Here is an 18,870-nt window from a genome sequence, read left to right as displayed (position 1 = left end):
CGGCCGGTCCGCCAACTCGCCAGCGAAGCTGGCTCAGACATGCGGACCTGAACGCCTGCGGCGTTCGCCGGCCACCGTCACCGCAGCTCGGCGCCACCGAATCCGCCGCCCCGCCTCACCCCCGTCCGCCGCCTTTCACTGCCTTGGGGCTGGATTGCCGCGCGTTGCGCGGCTTGGGCTGCGGGGATGGCTGTGCGCTCTGTGTGGCTGTGCGCACTGGCGTTTGCCGCCAGGGCGCGGCGGCGATCAGTAGTAGCTCAATGCCCGCGTCTTGCCGCGGAACACGCGGTAGACGAACGCGGTGTAGACGAGGATCGCCGGCAGCACCACGGCTGCGCCGACCAGCACGAACCACAGGCTTTCCGACGCGGCCGCCGTGTCCCAGATCGTCATCTTGTCGATGACGAGGTAGGGGAAGAGGCTCACCGCCAGCCCGTTGAACGCCAGCACGAAGATGCCGACCGTGCAGGCGAACGGTGCCCAGCACCAGCGTTCCAGGCCGCGCGCATTGCCTTCGTCCGCGTCATGCGCCAGCCGGCGCAGGAACAGCCAGCAGGCCAGGAACAGCGCCGCCGTGAACAGCGGGATCGGCGCGAGGAAGAAGATGTTCGGCAGCGAGAACCACTTCTCGAAGATGCGCGCGCTGACGATGGGCGTGGCGATCGACACCGCCGCGATGCCGAGCGCCGTCAGCACCAGGCACACCTGGGCCCAGCGCACCGCACGCGCCTGCAACATCCCTTCGGTCTTGATGAGCAGCCAGCCCGCGCCGAGCAGGCCGTAGCCGGCCGCGAGACAGGCGCCGATGCCCAGGCTGAATACATCGTTGACCAGGCTCGGCACAAAGCCGGTCACCACGCGGCCGAGCATCACGCCCTGGGTCACGGCCGCCAGCAGCGAGCCGGCGAAGAACAGCCGGTTCCAGAGCGGCTTGTGGCTGTCGCGCGCCTTGACGCGGAAGTCGAAGGCCACGCCGCGCAGGATCAGCCCGAGCAGCATCAGCGCCACCGGCAGATAGAGCGCGGTCATGATCGCGCCGTGCGCGAGCGGAAAGGCGATCAGCAGCAGGCCCACGCCGAGCACCAGCCAGGTTTCGTTCGCGTCCCAGAACGGGCCGATGGTCGAGACCATCACGTCTTTCTCGTCGTCGCCGGCACGCGCCATGAGCAGGCCGACGCCGAGGTCGTAGCCGTCGAGCACCACGTAGGCCAGGATCGCGAAGCCCATCAGCGCCAGAAAGACGACGGGCAGCCAGAGCGCTTCGCCGCTCAGGCCGGCGGGGATGAGGTCGTTCATGCGTGGCTCCGGAGGTTGTGGTTGGCGGCGCTTTCGGCGGGCGTGTCGGCGCCCTGGCCGGCCAGCCGCGGATCGTCGGGCTGGGCCGCGATTTCCTTGGCCTTGCGCGCCATGTGGAACACGACCGACACGTAAGCCACGATCAGCGCGAGATAGAGCGTCAGGTACATCGCCAGCGTGAAGGCCACATTGGCCGGCGCGACGGTGGTGGCGGCATCGGCGGCGGTGAGCACGCCGGTCACGATCCACGGCTGGCGGCCGATTTCGGTCGTGTACCAGCCGGCGACCAGCGCAATCCAGCCCAGGAAGGTGGCGGCGACGAAGGCGCACGCGAGCCAGGGCTTGAGCTCGCCGCCGCGCCGCAGCTGCCAGACGCCGGTCCAGGACAGCGCCAGCATCAGCATCCCCACGCCGACCATGATCCGGAACGCGAAGAACACCGGCGCTACCGGCGGATGCTTGCCCTCGAACTGGTCGAGGCCCGGGATCTCGGCATCGAAGTCGTGGCCCAGGTAGAGCGAGGCCAGCGCCGGAATGGCGATCTCGTAGCGGTTGCTGCGCGTGGCTTCGTCGGGCAGCGCGAACAGCACGGCGGGCACGCGGCGCTCGGTCTTCCAGATGCCTTCCATCGCGGCCAGCTTGGCCGGCTGGTGATGCAGGGTGTTGAGCCCGTGCAGGTCGCCGGCCACGATTTGCAGCGGAATCAGGATCGCCGCGAGCGTGATGGCGGTACGCAGCGTGGCGCGCACCTCATCGCCACGGTCGCCGCGCAGCCAGCGATAGGCCGACACGCCGGCCACCAGAAAGGCCATCGTCAGGCCCGAGGCCAGCAGCATGTGCACCAGCCGGTAAGGCATCGACGGATTGAAGATGACCGCGATCCAGCTGGTCACATGGGCCACGCCGTCGCGCATCTCGAAGCCGGTCGGCGTCTGCATCCACGAGTTGAGCGCAATGATCCAGAACGCGCTCAGCGTGGTGCCGCCCGCGACCAGAAAGGTGGCCGCCGTATGCAGCCTTGCGCCCACGCGCTGCTGGCCGAACAGCATCACGCTGAGAAAGGTGGCTTCGAGGAAGAAGGCGGTCAGCACCTCGTAGCCGAGCAGCGGGCCGGCCACATTGCCGACCGTGGCCATGAAGCCCGGCCAGTTGGTGCCGAACTGGAAGCTCATGGTCACGCCGCTGACCACGCCGATGGCGAAGGTCAGCGCGAACACCTTGACCCAGAAGCGGTAGGCGAGATTCCACTTTGCGGCGCCGCTGGCGTTGAAGCGCAGCTTGAAGAACAGCAGCAGCCAGCCCAGCGCGATGGTGATCGTCGGGAACAGGATGTGGAAGGTGATGTTGGCCGCGAACTGGAGTCGCGACAGGAGAAATGCGTCCATTGCTTTGCGCCTCGGTTGATTGCGAATCGTCCCGTGTCGCCCGCGCGTCGTGGCACGCAGGTCGTTGCTTAGCCGGCGTCAGCGGCCGAGCTTGAGCTTGTCGGTCAGCTCCAGCAGCTTCACCACGCCGGTGCCCAGCTTCATCAGCTTTTCGAGCGTGGCGGGTTCGAGCCGGTTCACGTCGTCGAACCAGCCCATGAGCAGCTCGATGAAGTCGTGCATCTCGCGCATGCGGTCCTGGGCATGGCGGTCGTCGGGACTGCTGGCGTCTTCGAGCACGGCGTCGCGCAGCATCGACAGGGTTGGATCGACTTCGCGCCGCCGGCGTTCCTCGGCCAGCGTGCGGAAGATGGTCCAGACGTCTTCGGGCGCCGAGAAGTATTCGCGCCGGTCGCCGGGCTGATGCGACAGCTTCACCAGCCGCCAGCTGGTCAGCTCCTTGAGCCCCATGCTCACGTTCGAGCGCGAGAAGCCGAGCTCCTCGGCGATCTGGTCGGCATTGATCGGCGCCGGCGCCAGAAAGATCAGCGCATACATCTGCCCAACCGTGCGGTTGATGCCCCAGCGGCTGCCCATCTCGCCGAAATGCATCACGAAGCGCTGCACCAGCGGCGTCATGTGCGGCTCGCAGGCAATGCGATGGCGGAAACGGCCTTGCGCTGGCTCATATGAACCTCCTGTAATTTCAGTAATTACTGAAATTATTGCACGAACGCAAAGTTCGGGGACGCGCGAAGCGAGCTTGCGGAAACGGAAAGCGCAGAAACGACAATGGCCGGCGCAGCGGCCGGCCATTGCAATTCGGCCCGGGCAGAACGCCCCGGCGCGCGGAAATCAGTGCTTGCCGCTGCCGGCCTGCTGGAGCGCGGCTTCGAGCTGGGCCGCCTCGATCGCGCCGGGAATGCGCTTGCCGTCGGCCAGGATCAGCGTCGGCGTGCCGGTCACGCGCAGCTTCTTGCCGAGCGCCACGGTGCGGTCGATCGGGTTCTCGCAATCGCCCTTACCTTCGGGCGCCTTGCCTTCCAGCATCCAGTCCTGCCAGGCCTTTTCGCGCTGCGAGGTGCACCAGAGCTGGCGCGACTTGGTCACCGAATCGTCGCCCAGCACCGGGTAGTAGAAGCGGTAGAGCGTGAGGTTGTCGGTGGCCTTGAGCGCCTGCTCGAAGCGCTTGCAATAGCCGCAGTTGGGATCGACGAAGACCGCCAGCACCCGCTCGCCCTTGCCGTGCACGCTCTTCTGCGCCAGATCGAGCGGCAGATCGTTGAACGCCACCTGCGTGAGTTCGTCGGTGCGCGCCTGGGTCAGGTTCTTGCGCGTGCGGGTCTCGAACACCGCGCCGACGATGAGCAGCTCGGCGGCCGAATCGGTGTAGGCCAGCTCATCGCCGAGCTGCACTTCCCACAGGTCGCCGTAAGGCAGCTTGCGCACCTCGCTGGCCGGCGGCGCACTGGCGCCGAGACGCTCGGCGAGCCTGGCCTTGATGCTGGCGATGGTGGCGGCGGTCGCGGCATCGACCGGCTTGGCGGCCGACTTGCCGGCGGCGGGCTTGTCGGCGGCGGGCTTGGCCGGCGCCTTGTCGGTGGCGAGCGCGGCGGCGCCGAAGGCGAGTGCGGCAGCTGCGACGAGCGCCGCAAGCGCGACGCGAGGTTGGGTGAGGCGAAGCGTCATGGGATTCCTTGGGGCGCGCCGATTCAGCCGAGCGCGTGGCGGATGAGGCGATTCTTGAGCGGGCCGACCCGGTCGAGCAGATCCATGCCGGCATTGCGCAGCATGCCGAGCAGCGGATCGGTGGTGCTGAACAGGCGTTGCAACGTGTCGGTGGCGGTGAGCATCAGCGCGAGGTCTTCGCGCCGCGCGCGCGGATAACGGCGCAGCAGCTTGAGATCGCCGAGGTCGCGCATCGGCTCGCGCGCCGCCAGCACGTCGAGCAGCGCGGCGGCATCGAGCAGGCCGGCATTGAGCCCCTGCCCGGCCAGCGGATGCATGAGATGCGCGGCGTCGCCAACCAGCGCGATGCGCGGCGCCACCACCGGCGACCCGTGCATGAAGCGCAGCGGGAAGGCCGCCGGCCGCGTCAGCACGCGCATGCGACCGAGCGCCGATCCGCAGGCGGCTTCGACCTCGGTGGCGAGCGCGGCGTCGTCCATCGCCACGAGCGCGTCGGCGCGCGACTCGGGCACCGAGAACACCATCGACACATGGCGCGAGGCGCCCTCGCCTTCGTCGGCCAGACCGGCGCGCGGCAAGGGCAGCAGCGCGAGGATGGCGCCGCTCGCCTCGGGCCCGAGAAACCACTGCCGCGCGACATCGCCATGCGGCCGTTCGCAGAGCAGATCGGTGACCACGCCCGAATGACCGTAGGCGCGGATGTCGCTGCTCAGGCCGGCGGCGGCGCGCAGCGTGGAGCGGGCGCCGTCGGCCGCGACCAGCAGCCGGGCGCGCGCACTGCCGCGCCCGAGCGTGACGCGCGCTTCGGCCGCGTCGATGGCCACGCCGGTCACTTCGTCGTCGGCAATGGTGATGCGCGGATTCAGCTCGCAGCCGAGCGCCAGCGCGCGTTGCAGATTGCGGCCCTCGACGATGTGCGCCAGCTCGCGCACGCAGGCCTCGTAGGCCGAGAAGCGCAGCCTTGCCGGCGCCGCATCGCCATGCACGAGCATGTCGTAGACCGGCGCCATGCGTTCGCGGTCGAGCTGGCCGGCGATGCGCAGCCGCTCCAGCAGCCGCATCGACGCGGCCGAGATGGCAAATACGCGCAGATCCCAGGTTTCGCGCACCGGCGCCGGCTTCGGCCCGACCAGCAACACCGACAGCCCCAGCTGCGCGGCACCGATGGCGACCGCACTGCCAACCGCTCCGCGACCGGCGACGACGAGATCGAAACTGGCGTTGTTCACGATGATTGAGGGCGGGTTGAAACGGGAGGGCGCCATCATAGACCGCGATTCGTGGCTTTCTCGCCGCAGTCTGCTGAACATGCTGCGTGCAATTCCGAAAAGTCTGTCTATAATTGCGGGCTCAGCAGTTGGCCAGATAGCTCAGTCGGTAGAGCAGCGGATTGAAAATCCGCGTGTCGGTGGTTCGATTCCGCCTCTGGCCACCAAGAATTTCGGCAAACGGGTTGGCAGCGCAAGCGGCCAGCCCGTTTTGCTTTGCGGCGCGCAGTTTTCAGCCGCGCGCGCTGCCCGATTCCCAGTCCCAAAAGCAGAACGGCCGCCCCGGTATCCGGAGGCGGCCGTTCTGCCATTCCGCCCGGCATTCGCCGGGCCGGGATCACTTCTTCTGAACCCAGGCGCCGCAGAAGCCGTTCGGGCTGATTTCGGTATCGCCGGGGATGGCGTTGCAGCCGCCCTTGTCGGTCGGCTTGGCGCCCGGCACGAACTGGATGCAGCTGGCGCAATGCTTGTCGCCGTTCGGGGTGTCCTGATACTTCAGCGCGTTGCGCATGGCGGCGTTGGTCGCGGCATGGGCGCTGCCGCAGACGGCGAGAACGGGGATGGCGGCGAGCGCGCCGGCCATCTTGAACACTTGGCGACGCGACAGATCGGTTTGGCTCATGACAGTCCTTTGGGTTGGCAGGTCGTCGCGCGCTGTCACCGGAAGGGGTGCGCGCGCGAGCGGGTGGACCTTAATCGAAGCGATCGGTTTCGTGCATGACGCGGTGCAGCACTGCGTTGGCCTCAGACGACGTGCCAATTCAGGACAGTTCCAGCAGCCAGGGGCACGAGTTGATCGCGGTCATAGGCGAGCGATCCGGGGATTTCGAAGGGCTCGCGGCGCAGGGTAAGCCGACCTTCGTTTCTGGGCAGTCCGTAGAAGTCCGGCCCGTTCTCGCTCGCAAAGGCCTCAAGTTTTGCCAGCGCGCCGGCCTGCTCGAAGGCCGTTGCATAAAGCTCCATCGCATGTAGCGCGGTGTAGCAACCGGCGCAGCCGCAGGCCGTTTCCTTGGCGCCTTTGGCATGCGGCGCGGAGTCGGTGCCGAGAAAGAATTTGTTGCTGCCCGAGGTCGCGGCGGCCAGCAGCGCCTCGCGATGCAGCTCGCGCTTGAGGATGGGCAGGCAATACCAGTGCGGCCGCACGCCGCCCGTGAAGATGGCATTGCGGTTGTAGAGCAGGTGATGCGCGGTGATGGTGGCGCCGATGCGCTCGTCGGCCTCGGCCACGAACTGGGCTGCGTCGCGCGTGGTGATGTGCTCGAACACGATGCGCAATTCGGGGAAGTCGCGGCGCAGCGGAATCAGCTCGCGCTCGATGAACACCGCCTCGCGGTCGAACACGTCGATGCCCGGATCGGTGACTTCGCCATGCACGCAGAGCGGCATGCCAGCTTCCTGCATGGCTTCGAGTGTCTTCGCGCACCTGGCGAGGCTGGTGACGCCGGCGTCGGAATTGGTGGTGGCGCCGGCCGGATAGAGCTTGACGGCGTGCACGAAGCCCGACTCGCGGGCGCGCCGGATCTCGTCGGGCGGCGTGTTGTCGGTGAGGTAGAGCGTCATGAGCGGATCGAAGCTCATGCCGGCAGGCAGCGCGGCAAGGATGCGCGCGCGGTATTCGGCGGCCAGCGCGGTGGTGGTGACCGGCGGCTTGAGATTGGGCATGACGATGGCGCGCGCGAACTGGCGCGCCGTGTCGGGCAGCACGGCGGCCAGGGCGGCGCCGTCGCGCAGGTGGAGATGCCAGTCGTCCGGGCGGCGGAGCGTGAGGGACGAGGGCGTGGCGGCGGGGGCGGTGGTGTCGGTCATGCGGCCGATTTTAGGCGCGGCCGGCGGTGCAGCCGGCCGCGCGCCCCGCCCTGCCTGCTCAGTCGTCCATCAGCAGCTTGCGCACTTCGTCGACCAGATCGGCGAGGCAGTGCTTGACCGTGTCGAACTGGCCGCTGGTGGGGATGAGCGGCACGCTGTAGGCGCCGCCGAGCGATTCGCTCAGCGCCTTGATCTTGGTGGCCACTTCCTCGTAGCTGCCGACGATCGACATCTCCAGCAGCGCGGCCGGGTCGAGCGCGACCGACTGCGACAGGTCCTCGTTGACGCCGAGCTTGGCGAGCCGAGTGGCGAGGCTGGCGAAATAGGGCTCGGCGATGGCGACGGCTTCCTCGCGCGTGGCGGCCGTCATGCAGAAGCGCGGCACGACGAACTTGGGGTCCGCGCCGCCCGAGGCTTCGCGGTAGAGCGCGGCGGCGGCTTGCAGGCGCGCCACCGTCCACGTGGCGCCGCCCATCAGGCCGTGGCCCAGGCGCGCGGCGGTGCGGATGTTGGCCTCGGTGCTGGCGGCCATCCAGGTCGGCACCGGCTGCGACGGGCGCGGCACCAGCGTGAGGTTTTCGGTCTTGAAGTGCTTGCCTTCAAAGCTCACGTCGGTCTCGGCGAACAGCTTGGCGATGAGTTCCATCGCCTCGAACATCCGCGACTCGACCATCGCCTCGTCCATGCGGAAATGCTTGCCGATGGACGTGAACGGCGAGCCGCGGCCGATACCGAGATTGAGCCGGCCCTTGCTGAGCAGATCGAGCGTGGCGATGTCCTCGGCCAGACCGACCGGATCGCGCAGGCCGGCGAGCAGCGCGGCCGAGCCGATGCGCGCCTTGGTGGTCACGCCCGACAGATGGCCGAGCAGCGCGATGGCGGCGCCGGTGGGCCAGACATCGTCGAAATGCTGCTCGCCGATCCAGATGTCGTCGAAGCCCATGCGGTCGGCCTCGCGCACGAGGACGAACTGGCGGATCAGCGCCCGGCTGGCCTCGGCCGTCGGGTTTTCGCAGAGACAGAGGTAGCCGATTCTTGGTGGCGTCATGGCGCGTGTCGAACAGTGGTTGTGGACAAAAGCGCGACGCCGGCGGGCGCGACAAGCACGCCACGGGCGCCGGAACAATGGGCTTTGTGCAAGTCCTTTGCCACACGACAAAGCCGACAAAAAGCCTTCGGCACCCGTCTTGCATCGCGAGCCGGGTCTTCCTCCTTGAGTCACATACAAAAAGTGCGCACCCATCTCGACTGGTCAGCCTACGAAAGCTATGGCGCCGGCGACGCCTATGCCCACATCCCCGCCACCGGCGGCGATTACGCCAAGGCCACGGCCGTGTGCATCGGCGCCCGGCAATGCCAGGGCACCTCGCCCAAGGGCCTGATGTGCCCGAGCTTCCGCGCCACCGCCGACGTGGCGCATTCCACCCAGGCCCGCGCCGCCGCCCTGCGCGCCGCGCTCGACGGCGAATACGGCGCCGAACCCTTCCTCGCGCCGCAGCTGGCCGAGGCGATGGACCTGTGCGTCGGCTGCAAGGGCTGCAAGCGCGAATGCCCCAACGGCGTCGACATGGCCGCGCTGCGCACCGAGGCGCTGGCCCAGCGCCGCGAGCGCGAGCCCGCCTCCACGCGCGACAAGTGGTTCGCCAACTTCCCGGAAATGGCCGCGCAGGCGCGCAAGTTCGGCCCGCTGCACGGCTTCGCGCTCACGCTGCGCGAGAAGCTGCCGTTCGTGGCCAGGCTCGTGGAGCAGCGCTTCGGCATCGCCGCGCAACGGCCGCTGCCGCGGCTCGCGCCGAGCGCCTTCCTCGACCGCTCGCCGTCGGTGTATGCGCCGGCCGCCCTGCCCGCCGCCGCCGATGCGCCCGCCGCGCCGGCGCTGCGCGAAGTGGTGCTGCTGGTCGACAGCTTCACCAACCAGCTCGACCCGGCCACCGCCGACGCCGCCGTCGCGGTGCTGACCGCCGCCGGCTATGTGGTGCACATCGCGCGCGCGCTCGACGGCGCGGCGCCGCTGTGCTGTGGCCGCACCGCGCTGTCGGGCGGCTTTGTCGAGCGCGCCCGCGAGCACGCGAGCCGCATGCTCGACGCGCTGGAGCCGATGGTCGATCGCGGCCTGCCGGTGCTCGGGCTGGAGCCGTCCTGCCTGCTCATGCTGCGCGACGAGTACCACCAGCTCGGCCTCGGCGCGCGTTCGCAGAAGGTCGCCAAGAACACCTGGCTGCTGGAGGAATTCCTGGCCCGCGAGCACGACGGCAAGCGGCTCAAGATCCCGTTCAAGACCGACGCCGCGCCGCGCAAGGCGGTGGTGCACGGCCATTGCCACCAGAAGGCCTTCGGCGCGCTCAAGGCGATGCGCAAGGTGCTGGGCCTGGTGCCCAACCTCGAAGTCGAGTTCATCGAATCGAGCTGCTGCGGCATGGCCGGCAGCTTCGGCTACGAGGCCGAGCACTACGACATCTCGATGAAGATGGGCGAGCTGGCGCTGCTGCCGGCGGTGCGCGCCACGCCGGCCGAGACCGAGGTGATCGCCAACGGCACCAGCTGCCGCAGCCAGATCGCCGACGGCGCCCAGCGCAGCTCGCGCCACTTCGTGCACACGCTGAAGGACGCGCTGGCCTGAACGCAAACGGGGCCGGGTTCGCTCGACGCAAACCCGGCCCCGGAAAGCGGCCCGCCGTGACGACGGGCCGCGCTAACCGCGCTGCGCGCGATCAGCTCTTGAAGGTGGCGTGTTCCTTCTTGCTGAAGTTGCTGGTGTCGCCACCGGCCGCCGCCATCGCGCGCATCTTGCGGCGCATCTCGGGGATCTTGCCGTGCGGCGCGATGCGCGAGACGAGACGCTCGGCATCCTGCGAACCGCACTTGGGGCAGGTCACGACGGTGGACGACCGCACGAGCACTTCGTATTGCTCGTCGCAGGCCTTGCAGTGGAATTCGTAGATCGGCATGACTTTCCTCGGGGGATCGGCGCGGCCGTCGCGGTTGCCTTGTCGGCTTTGCGACAAGCGGCGGGTTCAGTCGGGCTTAGGCAAAAACAATGCCGCGCGCGCGGCGCGACGGCGCCAGTCTCGCAGCGCGCCGGCCGGCGGCGCCCGGCGCTGGCGCAAGCGGCATCACCATTCGCCGTGCAGCCGCAGCGCAATCGCCTGCACCGGCCCGCGCGCCCGGTTGTAGGCCGGATCGACGATGTGCTGGCCATCGAGCGTGAGCACGAAGCCGCCGCCGAGCGCGAGGCTGTAGTAGGCCTCGAAGATGCGCTCCGCGCCCGGATCGAGCCCGCCATCGCCGACGAAATAGCCCAGCCCGCCGGCGCGCAGATAAGCCACATGCGCCGACGACAGCGAGTTGCGCGCCACGCCCAGGCCCGCGCTGTCCTCGCCCCGGCCCCAGCGCGCGCCACCGATGCGCAGCGCCGCCGCGACCGACGCATCGATCTCGGCAAACGCGTACACCTCGCTGCGGCCGTCGCTGCGGCTGGCGCGCAATTGCGCCGCGACGTCGTCGGCCAGCTCCTGCTCGGCGGTGACGCCGAAGCCGCGCTTGTCCTGGCGCCGGCGCACGGTGGTCAGGTCGGGCACGGTGCCGGGCGCGGCGGCGGCGAGCGCATCGCTGAAGCTGCCCATCGCCGTGGTGTTGCGAAAGCCGAGCACGCGCAGCGCGCCCGGCCGGCCGGCCAGTTCATGCCGATGCTCGATCTCGACCGCGTCGCCGTGGTTCTGCGCCAGATTGGGCGCGAGCGGCAGTCCGTTCGCCTCCTTGGGCAGGCGGAAGCGGCCGATGCGCGCGGTCCAGTCGTCATGAATCCATTCCACCGTGCCGCCGACCGAATAGCCGCGCGCATCGGCCGGAAAGTCCCAGGCGCCGTAGGTGAGAAAGCTCCAGTTGAGAAAGCCGGTGCGCGGGTCGTGCGCGATGTCGTTGTCGTCGAACACGTCGTTGGCCGCGAAATTGCCGAGCGTGACCACCACCCGGCGCCGGTCCACGCTGTGCGCGAACTGGTTCTGGCCCTGCTCCAGCTGCTCCTGCTCGCCACCGAGGTTGAAGGTCTGGCGCATGAACAGCCGCGCGCGGTGCAGCGTGGGCTTGGTGCCGCCCACCTTCTGCATCTCGCCGTTGGTGAGGCCGCCCAGGCCCGCGAGCCTGGACAGCGGCAGGCCCTGCACCACTTCCGGATTGGCGAACAGCTCGGTGTTGGCGAACGGCTTCCAGCCCAGAAAGGCCGTCGCCGACATCGAATAGCTGCGCTCGTACTCCGACTTGAGACTGAGCGGCCCGCTGTAGGCCGCGTTGAAGCGCGGCTTGGTCTGGCCGATCAGCGTGACCTGGGCATTGGCGGCGAATTCGCCCAGGCCAAGGTCGCCGCTGTCCCATTGCCCGGCCTGTGCGCCGCCGGCCGTCATGCACATCGCGGCGGCCGCCGCTGCGAGAAAAGTCCTGCTCATGCCATCGCCTGCCAAAGAAGAGCCGCGCAGGCTGCCACAGCTGAATTTCAAATCGGCATCGCACGCAGCGCTTTCCTACAGCTGGACGCGGTCCGGCCCCACACCGGCGCGCGCCGTCGGCGCGGATGCTGAAGCCCTAAGTTGGATTGTCGCGAAGGACAACACATGAACATCCGCGCACTGTTTTTTGGCGAACGCTCGGTCACCAAGGTGGCCGCCGTGTACGACAACGCCGAGGCCGCCGGGCTGGCCGCCGAGGCCATGCGCCGCGACAGCGGCATGGAGCCCTGGCAGGTCCGCATCCTGCGGCCGGGCGAAGCCGATGTCGGCGCCAAGACCGAACCCGAGGACGACGGCATCTGGCACACGGTGCTGCGCGCCCACGCCACCTGCGGCGCCATCGGCCTGGCGCTCGGGCTGGCGCTTTTCGGCGTGCTCCATGCGGTCGGGCAGGCCGCCGTGGTCACCTCGCCGCTGCTGGCGGCGCTGGCGATGAGCGGCGTGGGAATGATCTTCGGCCTGATGGTCGGCGGCGTCGTGAGCATGCGGCCCGACCATGCGCCGCTGATCGCCGCCACGCGCAAGGCAGTGGAAACCGGCCGCTGGGCCGTCGTCGGCCATCCGGTCGACGAGCGTCAGGCCGAAGCGGCCAGCCTGAGCCTGCATCGCCACGGCCATGTGGGCGAAACGCTGCGCACCCTGTAAGTCCCGCGCCGGCTGCCCTTGTGAAAACGGCCTCCGCGCCGGAAAACGCGAAGGCCGTGGAGGGCAGTCGGACGGCCTCAGTCGGGCGTCATGTCGGGATGAAGAATCACCTCGTCCGGCATGCCGGGCTGGATGCCGGGTTCGAGCGTGATGCCGGAAATGGCGTCGTAGCCGGTCTCGCCCTCGAACATCACCACCGCGTCGGGCGGAAATGCGCCGAGCAGCTCGATCATCTGTCTGACGTTCATGCGGGGCTTTCCTTGTCGAAGTTGTCGCGCCTCAGTGGCTGAGGATCTTCGAAAGAAATTGTTGTGCCCGGTCGCAGCGCGCCGCCGGATCGCCGAAGAAGGCCTCCTTGCTCACGTCCTCGACCACCTTGCCGGCGTCCATGAAGATCACGCGGTTGGCGACCTTGCGCGCAAAGCCCATCTCATGCGTGACGACCATCATCGTCATGCCCTCCTGCGCCAGCTGCACCATCACGTCGAGCACCTCGTTGACCATCTCGGGGTCGAGCGCCGACGTGGGTTCGTCGAACAGCATGACGATCGGGTCCATCGCGAGCGCCCGGGCGATCGCCACCCGCTGCTGCTGACCGCCCGAGAGCTGGCCCGGAAACTTGGCCGCCTGCGCCTTCAGGCCCACGCGGTCGAGCAGCTTGAGACCGCGCTCGGTCGCCTCGTCCTTGCTGCGGCCCAGCACCTTGATCTGCGCCAGCGTCAGGTTCTCGGTGATGCTCAGATGCGGGAACAGCTCGAAGTGCTGGAACACCATGCCGACCTTGCTGCGCAGCTTGGGCAGATCGGTGCCCGGCGCCGTGAGGCTGGTGCCGTTGACGCTGATGTCGCCCTGCTGGAACGGCTCAAGCCCGTTGACGGTCTTGATGAGCGTCGACTTGCCCGAGCCGCTCGGCCCGCACACGACCACCACATCCTTCTTCTCCACGCTGGTCGTGCAGTCGGTCAGCACCTGGAAGCTGCCGTACCACTTGGACACGCCCTTGAGTTCGATCATCGGCATGAGCGCCTCTCGCTTTCTTGGTCGGTTGGGATGCGCGCTCAGCGCACGATGGCGATGCGGGCCTGAAGCCGCTTCACGAGCGTCGACAGGCTGAAGCTGATCGCGAAGTACACGACCACCGCGAGCAGCGTGCTCTCGATCGGCCGGCCGAAATTGCGCCCCGCCACGTTGAAGCCCTTGAACAGGTCATAGGCGCCAATCGCGTACACCAGCGAGGTGTCCTGGAACAGGATGATGGTCTGCGTCAGCAGCACCGGCAGCATGTTGCGGAAGGCCTGCGGCAGGATCACCAGCCGCATGTTCTGGCCATAGGTCAGGCCCAGCGCCTGGCCCGCAAACACCTGACCGCGCGGAATGCTCTGGATGCCGGCGCGCATGATCTCGGCGTAGTACGCCGCCTCGAAGGCGATGAAGGTGATGACCGCCGACAGCTCCGCGCCGATGGGCTTGCCCACCAGATAGGGCATGAGCAGGAAGAACCAAAGGATCACCATCACCAGCGGAATCGCGCGCATGGCGTTGACATAGAACGCCGCCGGCCAGTCGAGCCATTTGCGGCCCGACAGCCGCATCAGCGCCAGCACGGTGCCAAAGAAGATGCCGCCCAGCATCGCCACCACGGTGAGTTGCAGGCTGAACAGCAGCCCCTTCAGCAGAAAGTCGCTGACCAGCGACCAGCTGAAGAAATCCCAGTCGAGATTCAGCATGTCAGTGGCCTCCGCTCATGGCGGGGCCGACGAAGCCCGGAATGCGCACCCGGCGCTCGATGAAGCTCATGACGAAATAGATCGCGCCGGCGGTCACCACGTAGAGCCCGGTGACGGCCAGATAGACCTCGATCGGGCGCGAGGTTTCCTCGGTGGCCTGCATCGAGAACATCGTCAGCTCCGAGATGCTCACGGCAAACGCCGCGGCCGAGTTCTTGACGATGCCCATCGACTCGCTGGTGAGCGGCGGCAGGATGATGCGGAAGGCCATCGGCAGGATCACGTAGCGATAGGTCTGCGCCGTGGTCAGGCCGAGCGCCTTGCCCGCCATGCCCTGGCCGCGCGGCAGCGCCTGGATGCCCGAGCGCACCTGCTCGGAAATGCGCGCCGAGGTGAAGAAGCCGAGCCCGAACACCACCAGCACAAAGCCGGGCAGCGCCCGCATGGCCGGGATGAGCGCCGGAATGACGTGGTACCAGACGAAGATCTGCACCAGCAGCGGGATGTTGCGGAACAGCTCGGTCCAGGCCGTGCCCACCCATTGCGCCGGTTTGGACGGCAGCGTGCGCAGCGTGCCGACCAGCGCGCCGATAGCCAGCGCCACCAGCAGCGACAGCCCCGACACCGCCGCCGTCCAGCCCCAGGCAGTCAGCATCCAGTCGAGATAGGTCGTGCCGTCGCCGATGTCCTCGGTGAAGAATTCCCAGTTCAGGGCCATGCGATCCCTCGTCGGTAAAGGGTTGGAATTGACGCGCGCCCGACCGGAACGGGCCTGCGCCGGCTGGGTGCAGAGGCAGACCCGCGCGGGCGTTCAGCCGATCACGACTTCTTTGTGTAGTCCTCCATCGGCTTGTCGTTGGGATTGGCGATGGCGTCCTTGAGCCGCTGGCTCATCGGCACGTCGGGGTTGTTGCCCTTGGGCGGGATCGGCGACTGGAACCACTTGACGTAGAGCTTCTCGAACTCGCCGCTCTTCATCACCTTGCGGATGTAGCCGTCCACCGCTGCCTTGAAGGCCGGATCGTCCTTGCGGAACATGATCGCGATCGGCTCGACCGACAGCGGCTCGCCGACGATGTCGAACTGCTTCGGATCCTTCGCGTTGGCGATGTTGCCGGCGAGGATGTAGTCGTCCATCACGAAGGCGTCGGCGCGGCCCGACTCCAGCAGCAGAAAGCTCTCGGCGTGGTCCTTGCCGTAGACCTCGTTGAAGTTGACGTTCTGGCCACGCTCGCTCTTGCGCAGCGTTTGCACGGAGGTGGTGCCGGTGGTGGTGGCCACGGTCTTGCCGTCGAGCTGGGCCACGGAGTGCAGCCGGCTGCCGGCCTTGACCGCCATGCGCACCTCGGTCACATAGGTGGTGAGCGCAAAGCTCACCTGCTTCTGGCGCGCAGCGTTGTTGGTGGTCGAGCCGCATTCGATGTCGACCGTGCCGTTTTCCACCAGCGGAATGCGGTTCGACGAGGTGACCGACATGTACTCGACGGCCAGCTTGGGCAGCTTGAGCTGCTTTTGCAGGTCGGCCAGCAGGTTCTGGCACAGGTTGACGTGGAAGCCGGCGTACTGCCCGTTGCCGAGCGTGTACGACAGCACGCCCGAGGAATCGCGCACGCCCACGGTCACCTTGCCGGTGTCCTTGATCTTCTTGAGCGTGCCGGTGAGTTCCTGGGCGCCGGCGCCGCTGGCAGCGACGGACGCGCCGACGGCGATGAGCGCGGCCAGCAACACGGATTTGGTCATGACGACTCCGATGACGAGTGGAAACGGGTGCGTGACGGCAGCGCTGCCAGGTCGGCAGGCGGCGCCACGGCGCGCCGATCATGGCATGCGGCCTTGCCGCCGTTCGGTCGAAACGTGGCACTGCAAGCGCAGGCATTTCACGGCTTGACTGCGACGGACAGCAATCGGCATGCCGGCGCCGCGCAGCGCGCGCCCCGGCCGATGCGCGGCAAGCCGGCGCCGCCGGACGCGGTTACGCGCGCTCGCAATCCCGGGACGCCGCGCAAGAAAGCGGCAGCACGCGCGCGCTGAACTGCGGGCCTCGGCCACGCAGGGCCGGCGACACGGAGAACGGCATGGACAGCGGCAAGCGCGCTTGCGCGCGGACGGATCAGGCGGGCGGCGCGCGCGGGCCGGCGCGAGCGCACACGGGGCGCGCTCGGCGCGCGGGGGCGCTGGCGCTGGTGGCACTCGCGCTCGTCACGGGCAGCGGCGCCGCGCTGGCCCAGCCGCGCGGACCCGGCGGCCCGGGCGGCGGCTTTGGCGGCGCGCCGGGCGGTGGCGGCCCCGGCGGCGGCCGCTGGCTGCACGGCGGGCATGACGGCTATTTCGGCTGGTGGTGGGTGGCCGGGCCGGTCTGGTATCTGTGGTCGCTGCCGCCGGCCCGGCCCGAGCCGCCGGTCACCACCGTCATCGTCGAAACCGCACCGCCGGCCGCCAGCGTCGCCACCGCTCCGGCCCCGGCCGCCGTGCAGCCCAGCTGGTACTGGTGCGAGGCGAGCCGCGCCTACTACCCCTATGTGGCGAGCTGTACCGGCGGCTGGAAGCAGGTGCCGGCCGTGCCGCCCGCGCCCGGCGACGGCAGCGCCGTGCCGCCCAGCACGCCGGCGCCCGCCGCCGGCAGCACGCCGGGAGCCGCGCAATGAGCCGCCGCCCGACGCCGGCCGCCGCGATGAACGCCATGACCGTCGCGCCCGTCACCCACCGCCCGAACCGCCCGCTGGCCGGGCTCGCGCTCGGCGCCGCCGCCCTTGTCCTCGGCGCCTGCGCCCAGCTGCCGACCGGCCCGAGCGTGATGGTCATGCCGGCCGCCAACAAGCCCTTCGAGGTCTTCATGGCCGAGGATGAGCAATGCCGTGGCTGGGCCCAGCGCGCCATCGGCGCTCCGGTGGCCGACAGCGCCAACGCCAGCCTGGCCACCAGCGCCACCGTCGGCACCGCGCTCGGGGCGGCGGCCGGCGCGCTGGCCGGTGGCAGCGGCCAGGCCGCCGGCGTGGGCGCGGCGGTGGGCATGGTCACCGGCGCGGCGGTCGGCGCCAACCAGTCGCAGGCCACCGGCGGCGAGGCGCAACGGCGCTACGACACGGCCTATCTGCAATGCATGTACGCCAAGGGCAACCAGCTGCCGGCCGCGTCGGCCTACGGCACGCGCAGCTATCGCTATCGCTACTACGAACCGGAGCCCGAGGTGATCGTGATGCCGCCGCCGCGGCGCTGGTAGCTGCTGCGGCGCACTGGCCCCTTCGGCGCGCGTCCGGTCGGCGCTTTCGCCGCCCGCAGCCGGCGCGGACAATCGCGCGGATGACTTCCTCCGCCGCATCCGCCACCGCCGCGCCGCACTGGACCGAACCCGGCAGCGCCGGCTATCGCCAGATCGTCGCGGCGCTCTTCCTCGCCGGTTATTCCACCTTCTCGCTGCTGCACTGCGTGCAACCGCTGCTGCCGGCCTTCGCCAGCACGTTTGGCGTGAGCCCGGCCGAGGCTTCGCTCGCGCTGTCGCTGGCGACCGGGCCGCTGGCGCTGTCGATCCTGCTGGTCGGCGCGGCCTCGGAACGCTGGAGCCGCAAGCGGACCATGACGGTGTCGATGTTCGGCGCTGCCGCGCTCGATCTGCTGGCCGCCGCGATGCCGGGCTGGCACGGCCTGCTCGCGGCGCGGATGGCGGTCGGCATCGTGCTGGGCGGCGTGCCGGCGGTGGCCATGGCCTATCTGGCCGAGGAGATCCATCCGCGCGGCCTGGGCTTTGCGATGGGGCTTTACGTGAGCGGCACCTCCATCGGCGGCATGACCGGGCGGGTGGTGACCGGGCTCGCCGCCGAGGCCTGGGGCTGGCGCGCGGCGCTCGGGCTGACCGGCGCGCTCGGGCTGCTGGCGGCGGCCGGCTTCGTGGCGCTGCTGCCGGCGTCGCGCAATTTCCGGCCGCGCGCGGCCACCGGCGCGGGCTTTCATCTGCGCGCCTGGGCCGCGCATCTGGCCACGCCGGGGCTGCTGCCGCTGTATGGCGTGGGGCTGCTGGCGATGGGCGGCTTCATGACGGTCTACAACTACGCCGGCTTCCGGCTGATGGCGCCGCCCTACTCGCTGACGCAGGCGCACATCGGGCTGATCTTTCTGCTGTACCTGATGGGCACGCTGGCGTCGTCGAGCGCCGGCTGGCTGGCCGACCGGCTCGGGCGCGGGCCGGTGCTGATCGGCTCGGTGCTGATCGCGCTGACCGGGCTGGCGCTCACGCTGGCCCTGCCGCTGGCGCTGCTGATCGCCGGAATCGGCGTGTTCACCTTTGGCTTTTTCGCGGTGCATGCGCTGGCCAGCGGCTGGGTCGGGCGGCTGGCGCGCGGCAACAAGGGCCATGCGTCGGCGCTCTATCTGCTGGCCTATTACCTGGGCGCGAGCGTGATGGGCTCGGCTGGCGGATGGTTCTGGATGCGTGCGGAGTGGCCGGGAGTCTGCGGTTTCGTCGCGCTGCTTCTGCTGTCGCTGCTCGGCTGCGCGCTGTGGCTGGCGCGGCTGAAGGCGACGCCGGCGGCCGTGCCGGACGCGCTCGCCGCCGAAGCCCGGGGCTGACCAGCGCCTG

Annotated in this window: 20 protein-coding genes and 1 tRNA gene; 6 read left to right on the top strand and 15 right to left on the bottom strand. The window is 69.1% G+C overall.

Annotated features, from left to right (window positions below):
• Window positions 1-246: 246 nt before the first annotated feature.
• The 5 genes from B9P64_RS19455 to B9P64_RS19435 all read right to left on the bottom strand — a co-directional run bounded on the left by B9P64_RS19455 (window position 247) and on the right by B9P64_RS19435 (window position 5,614).
• The gene (locus B9P64_RS19455) at window positions 247-1,296 is read right to left on the bottom strand and encodes a cytochrome d ubiquinol oxidase subunit II (RefSeq protein WP_085317831.1); all 1,050 of its coding nucleotides are present in this window, start codon (window positions 1,294-1,296) and stop codon (window positions 247-249) included.
• The gene (locus B9P64_RS19450) at window positions 1,293-2,681 is read right to left on the bottom strand and encodes a cytochrome ubiquinol oxidase subunit I (RefSeq protein ID WP_085317830.1); all 1,389 of its coding nucleotides are present in this window, start codon (window positions 2,679-2,681) and stop codon (window positions 1,293-1,295) included. The genes B9P64_RS19455 and B9P64_RS19450 overlap by 4 nt, the downstream gene beginning before the upstream one ends.
• A gap of 78 nt (window positions 2,682-2,759) precedes the next feature.
• On the bottom strand, window positions 2,760-3,299 hold the full coding sequence (locus B9P64_RS19445) for a GbsR/MarR family transcriptional regulator (protein WP_085317829.1): 540 nt from the start codon (window positions 3,297-3,299) through the stop codon (window positions 2,760-2,762).
• A 216-nt stretch (window positions 3,300-3,515) separates the two neighbouring features.
• Window positions 3,516-4,349 carry a DsbC family protein gene (locus B9P64_RS19440; protein ID WP_085317828.1) on the bottom strand — a complete coding sequence of 278 codons (834 nt, stop codon included), beginning with the start codon at window positions 4,347-4,349 and terminating at the stop codon, window positions 3,516-3,518.
• Window positions 4,350-4,372: 23 nt separating this feature from the next.
• Complete coding sequence (locus B9P64_RS19435; RefSeq protein ID WP_407919695.1) at window positions 4,373-5,614, bottom strand: FAD-dependent monooxygenase; 1,242 nt, start codon at window positions 5,612-5,614, stop codon at window positions 4,373-4,375.
• Window positions 5,615-5,708: 94 nt separating this feature from the next.
• Between B9P64_RS19435 and B9P64_RS19430 the strand changes: the two genes are divergently transcribed.
• Window positions 5,709-5,784: transfer RNA gene (locus B9P64_RS19430), tRNA-Phe, on the top strand.
• A 170-nt stretch (window positions 5,785-5,954) separates the two neighbouring features.
• Here B9P64_RS19430 and B9P64_RS19425 read toward each other — a convergent pair.
• From B9P64_RS19425 to B9P64_RS19415, 3 genes are all read right to left on the bottom strand, one after another.
• Window positions 5,955-6,239: a high-potential iron-sulfur protein gene (locus B9P64_RS19425; RefSeq protein ID WP_085317826.1), complete on the bottom strand. Its 285-nt coding sequence runs from the start codon at window positions 6,237-6,239 to the stop codon at window positions 5,955-5,957.
• Window positions 6,240-6,361: 122 nt separating this feature from the next.
• The gene (gene pyrC, locus B9P64_RS19420; protein ID WP_085317825.1) at window positions 6,362-7,423 is read right to left on the bottom strand and encodes a dihydroorotase; all 1,062 of its coding nucleotides are present in this window, start codon (window positions 7,421-7,423) and stop codon (window positions 6,362-6,364) included.
• A gap of 58 nt (window positions 7,424-7,481) precedes the next feature.
• Window positions 7,482-8,471 carry an LLM class flavin-dependent oxidoreductase gene (locus B9P64_RS19415; protein WP_085317824.1) on the bottom strand — a complete coding sequence of 330 codons (990 nt, stop codon included), beginning with the start codon at window positions 8,469-8,471 and terminating at the stop codon, window positions 7,482-7,484.
• Window positions 8,472-8,636: 165 nt separating this feature from the next.
• Between B9P64_RS19415 and B9P64_RS19410 the strand changes: the two genes are divergently transcribed.
• The gene (locus tag B9P64_RS19410) at window positions 8,637-10,043 is read left to right on the top strand and encodes a (Fe-S)-binding protein (protein WP_217808719.1); all 1,407 of its coding nucleotides are present in this window, start codon (window positions 8,637-8,639) and stop codon (window positions 10,041-10,043) included.
• Between the two features lie 91 nt (window positions 10,044-10,134).
• Here B9P64_RS19410 and B9P64_RS19405 read toward each other — a convergent pair whose 3' ends face one another.
• Together B9P64_RS19405 and B9P64_RS19400 are read right to left on the bottom strand one after the other, a co-directional pair.
• Window positions 10,135-10,371 carry an FmdB family zinc ribbon protein gene (locus B9P64_RS19405; protein ID WP_085317822.1) on the bottom strand — a complete coding sequence of 79 codons (237 nt, stop codon included), beginning with the start codon at window positions 10,369-10,371 and terminating at the stop codon, window positions 10,135-10,137.
• 165 nt (window positions 10,372-10,536) lie between these two features.
• Complete coding sequence (locus B9P64_RS19400; protein WP_235840055.1) at window positions 10,537-11,865, bottom strand: carbohydrate porin; 1,329 nt, start codon at window positions 11,863-11,865, stop codon at window positions 10,537-10,539.
• A 165-nt stretch (window positions 11,866-12,030) separates the two neighbouring features.
• Between B9P64_RS19400 and B9P64_RS19395 the strand changes: the two genes are divergently transcribed.
• Complete coding sequence (locus B9P64_RS19395; protein ID WP_085317821.1) at window positions 12,031-12,570, top strand: hypothetical protein; 540 nt, start codon at window positions 12,031-12,033, stop codon at window positions 12,568-12,570.
• Between the two features lie 77 nt (window positions 12,571-12,647).
• Here B9P64_RS19395 and B9P64_RS25810 read toward each other — a convergent pair whose 3' ends face one another.
• The 5 genes from B9P64_RS25810 to B9P64_RS19375 all read right to left on the bottom strand — a co-directional run bounded on the left by B9P64_RS25810 (window position 12,648) and on the right by B9P64_RS19375 (window position 16,037).
• Window positions 12,648-12,818, bottom strand: coding sequence for a hypothetical protein (locus tag B9P64_RS25810; RefSeq protein WP_176256903.1), 171 nt, complete (start codon window positions 12,816-12,818; stop codon window positions 12,648-12,650).
• A 31-nt stretch (window positions 12,819-12,849) separates the two neighbouring features.
• On the bottom strand, window positions 12,850-13,584 hold the full coding sequence (locus B9P64_RS19390; RefSeq protein ID WP_085317838.1) for an amino acid ABC transporter ATP-binding protein: 735 nt from the start codon (window positions 13,582-13,584) through the stop codon (window positions 12,850-12,852).
• Between the two features lie 44 nt (window positions 13,585-13,628).
• Window positions 13,629-14,297 (bottom strand): amino acid ABC transporter permease, encoded by a 669-nt coding sequence (locus B9P64_RS19385; RefSeq protein WP_085317820.1) that lies wholly within the window; start codon window positions 14,295-14,297, stop codon window positions 13,629-13,631.
• Window position 14,298: 1 nt separating this feature from the next.
• Window positions 14,299-15,015, bottom strand: a complete 717-nt coding sequence (locus B9P64_RS19380; protein ID WP_085317819.1) for an amino acid ABC transporter permease — start codon at window positions 15,013-15,015, stop codon at window positions 14,299-14,301.
• A gap of 101 nt (window positions 15,016-15,116) precedes the next feature.
• Window positions 15,117-16,037, bottom strand: a complete 921-nt coding sequence (locus B9P64_RS19375) for an amino acid ABC transporter substrate-binding protein (protein WP_085317818.1) — start codon at window positions 16,035-16,037, stop codon at window positions 15,117-15,119.
• 335 nt (window positions 16,038-16,372) lie between these two features.
• Between B9P64_RS19375 and B9P64_RS19370 the strand changes: the two genes are divergently transcribed.
• The 3 genes from B9P64_RS19370 to B9P64_RS19360 all read left to right on the top strand — a co-directional run bounded on the left by B9P64_RS19370 (window position 16,373) and on the right by B9P64_RS19360 (window position 18,860).
• Window positions 16,373-16,942 carry a hypothetical protein gene (locus B9P64_RS19370; RefSeq protein ID WP_085317817.1) on the top strand — a complete coding sequence of 190 codons (570 nt, stop codon included), beginning with the start codon at window positions 16,373-16,375 and terminating at the stop codon, window positions 16,940-16,942.
• On the top strand, window positions 16,939-17,517 hold the full coding sequence (locus tag B9P64_RS19365; protein WP_176256902.1) for a glycine zipper family protein: 579 nt from the start codon (window positions 16,939-16,941) through the stop codon (window positions 17,515-17,517). Before B9P64_RS19370 ends, B9P64_RS19365 begins: the two co-directional genes overlap by 4 nt.
• Window positions 17,518-17,597: 80 nt before the next feature.
• On the top strand, window positions 17,598-18,860 hold the full coding sequence (locus B9P64_RS19360; RefSeq protein WP_085317816.1) for an MFS transporter: 1,263 nt from the start codon (window positions 17,598-17,600) through the stop codon (window positions 18,858-18,860).
• Window positions 18,861-18,870 lie beyond the last annotated feature (10 nt).

The organism is Derxia lacustris (genome assembly GCF_002105195.1).
In the GTDB taxonomy this organism is placed as follows: Bacteria; Pseudomonadota; Gammaproteobacteria; order Burkholderiales; family Burkholderiaceae_E; genus Derxia; species Derxia lacustris.
This window is presented reverse-complemented; position numbering and strand designations above follow the sequence as displayed.

What these genes read in the sequence shown, in the direction of transcription:
- B9P64_RS19370 (WP_085317817.1), top strand. Translation starts at nt 16,373, where the DNA reads ATGGACAGCGGCAAGCGCGCTTGCGCGCGGACGGATCAGGCGGGCGGC.
- B9P64_RS19375 (WP_085317818.1), bottom strand. Translation starts at nt 16,037, where the DNA reads ATGACCAAATCCGTGTTGCTGGCCGCGCTCATCGCCGTCGGCGCGTCC.
- B9P64_RS19390 (WP_085317838.1), bottom strand. Translation starts at nt 13,584, where the DNA reads ATGATCGAACTCAAGGGCGTGTCCAAGTGGTACGGCAGCTTCCAGGTG.
- B9P64_RS25810 (WP_176256903.1), bottom strand. Translation starts at nt 12,818, where the DNA reads ATGAACGTCAGACAGATGATCGAGCTGCTCGGCGCATTTCCGCCCGAC.
- B9P64_RS19455 (WP_085317831.1), bottom strand. Translation starts at nt 1,296, where the DNA reads ATGAACGACCTCATCCCCGCCGGCCTGAGCGGCGAAGCGCTCTGGCTG.
- B9P64_RS19435 (WP_407919695.1), bottom strand. Translation starts at nt 5,614, where the DNA reads ATGGCGCCCTCCCGTTTCAACCCGCCCTCAATCATCGTGAACAACGCC.
- B9P64_RS19400 (WP_235840055.1), bottom strand. Translation starts at nt 11,865, where the DNA reads ATGAGCAGGACTTTTCTCGCAGCGGCGGCCGCCGCGATGTGCATGACG.
- B9P64_RS19395 (WP_085317821.1), top strand. Translation starts at nt 12,031, where the DNA reads ATGAACATCCGCGCACTGTTTTTTGGCGAACGCTCGGTCACCAAGGTG.
- pyrC (WP_085317825.1), bottom strand. Translation starts at nt 7,423, where the DNA reads ATGACCGACACCACCGCCCCCGCCGCCACGCCCTCGTCCCTCACGCTC.
- B9P64_RS19360 (WP_085317816.1), top strand. Translation starts at nt 17,598, where the DNA reads ATGACTTCCTCCGCCGCATCCGCCACCGCCGCGCCGCACTGGACCGAA.
- B9P64_RS19445 (WP_085317829.1), bottom strand. Translation starts at nt 3,299, where the DNA reads ATGACGCCGCTGGTGCAGCGCTTCGTGATGCATTTCGGCGAGATGGGC.
- B9P64_RS19425 (WP_085317826.1), bottom strand. Translation starts at nt 6,239, where the DNA reads ATGAGCCAAACCGATCTGTCGCGTCGCCAAGTGTTCAAGATGGCCGGC.
- B9P64_RS19440 (WP_085317828.1), bottom strand. Translation starts at nt 4,349, where the DNA reads ATGACGCTTCGCCTCACCCAACCTCGCGTCGCGCTTGCGGCGCTCGTC.
- B9P64_RS19405 (WP_085317822.1), bottom strand. Translation starts at nt 10,371, where the DNA reads ATGCCGATCTACGAATTCCACTGCAAGGCCTGCGACGAGCAATACGAA.
- B9P64_RS19380 (WP_085317819.1), bottom strand. Translation starts at nt 15,015, where the DNA reads ATGGCCCTGAACTGGGAATTCTTCACCGAGGACATCGGCGACGGCACG.
- B9P64_RS19415 (WP_085317824.1), bottom strand. Translation starts at nt 8,471, where the DNA reads ATGACGCCACCAAGAATCGGCTACCTCTGTCTCTGCGAAAACCCGACG.
- B9P64_RS19385 (WP_085317820.1), bottom strand. Translation starts at nt 14,297, where the DNA reads ATGCTGAATCTCGACTGGGATTTCTTCAGCTGGTCGCTGGTCAGCGAC.
- B9P64_RS19365 (WP_176256902.1), top strand. Translation starts at nt 16,939, where the DNA reads ATGAGCCGCCGCCCGACGCCGGCCGCCGCGATGAACGCCATGACCGTC.
- B9P64_RS19450 (WP_085317830.1), bottom strand. Translation starts at nt 2,681, where the DNA reads ATGGACGCATTTCTCCTGTCGCGACTCCAGTTCGCGGCCAACATCACC.